The sequence below is a fragment of the Pseudanabaena biceps PCC 7429 genome, assembly GCF_000332215.1.
Lineage (GTDB): Bacteria > Cyanobacteriota > Cyanobacteriia > Pseudanabaenales > Pseudanabaenaceae > Pseudanabaena > Pseudanabaena biceps.
This window is the reverse complement of the sequence record NZ_ALWB01000425.1, coordinates 1-1326: the sequence shown is the minus strand read 5'-3', so window position 1 is coordinate 1326 and position 1326 is coordinate 1. Positions and strand designations below refer to the sequence as shown.

The following is a 1326-nucleotide window of genomic DNA, read 5'->3' as shown; positions in this document are numbered from 1 at the left end:
TGACATACCTATTTCCATCCCCAAGAAGAGAAGGGCGGCGCGAAGCGCCGCCCTTCTCTTCTTGGGGATGGATTTTGTCCTAAACTCGCGTGAAGCATTGTAAAATTTGCATATGAGTGTATTGAGCCAAAACAAAACGATCGAACCAGCCCTTGCTGCGGTAAAGCAACGCTTGGAATCAGGTGGTGCATTGCTTCCAGATTCTCCCGACAACTTGCTTGAGGTTGTGGGGATTCTCAAAAGCTATGGTGTAGTACTGGGTGAGTACCATCGAAATCTTACCTATATTTCCGAACATCAGTTTCTTGCATTTTTCCCTTTCTTTAAGTTCTTTAATGGGAACTTGTCCTTACAAAAGTTAGGTCGTCATTGGTGGCACGATCGCATCAATTTTGAGTTTGCCGAATATTGCATGAAAGCAATGTTTTGGCATGGCGGCGGCGGACTAGATACCTACTTGGACTCCACTGAATTTAAACAACTCGCCCAATTAGCGATCGCGGCAAAGGTAAAGCGCCATCCCTTGATGGCAATTATGCATCGCCTATTTCCCGATTTCTTGCTAGAACAGGTGCGGTTGATGACCTACTACAGCGCTCTTGGCTTTTTTTGGTCGTTCATGTCGCCCATGTTTTTAGAATTAAGCGATCGCTACGATCGCGGAGAAATTACCAGCATTCCCGATGTGGTTCGGCATGTGCAGGATGGACTAGTGGCTGCGGCAGCCGTGCCCTATATCTACAAAGTAGCGATCGCAGGAAAAGATTACGAAATCGTCCCTGCTTCGGCAAACCTGTCGTTTTTAATGGATACAGCTGTGCCCTACGTCGAGGCAGTATTTTTCCGATCTTTCCCCTTTCGCGGCACGGTTTCCTACAATGCGCAGGAGCATCAAATTGCTCAGGAAATTTCGCAGTTTAACTATGGCGTACTCTATGCCGATCCTTTGCCAGTAGGTGGTGCGGGGATTCCACCCACCTTATTAATGCAAGATATGCGGCATTATCTTCCCGACTATTTGCAGGAGTTTTATCAAAAGGGCGATCGCGGGGTCGAGGACTTGCTCGTCAAAATTTGTCTGTCCTTTCAAAAATCTATGTTTTGCGTAACGACAGGCGCTTTGCGTGGTCTAGCTCCCCATCCTCTAGAAACTCAAAACCCTCAAGAGAGGAAAGCCAATGAGAAGTTTCTCGCTCCTTGGTTGGCAAGACTATCGCAATCGCGACTATATACGCTCCAATAAAATCAAAGCGCCCAAGGACGCTTTGATTTTATGGCGATATAATTAAAACCCAAAAGAGGTTTGCCGCGCGGAGCGCGGCAAAC

Annotated in this window: 1 protein-coding gene; it reads left to right on the top strand. The window is 47.1% G+C overall.

What is annotated here, in order from left to right; all coding sequences use genetic code 11:
- Positions 1-112: 112 nt before the first annotated feature.
- Positions 113-1243 carry a CO2 hydration protein gene (locus tag PSE7429_RS22915; RefSeq protein ID WP_009629796.1) on the top strand — a complete coding sequence of 377 codons (1131 nt, stop codon included), beginning with the start codon at positions 113-115 and terminating at the stop codon, positions 1241-1243.
- Positions 1244-1326: the final 83 nt, after the last annotated feature.

Bases quoted from the DNA above. Each gene is read 5' to 3' on its own strand.
- PSE7429_RS22915 (WP_009629796.1), top strand. From the start codon at position 113: ATGAGTGTATTGAGCCAAAACAAAACGATCGAACCAGCCCTTGCTGCG.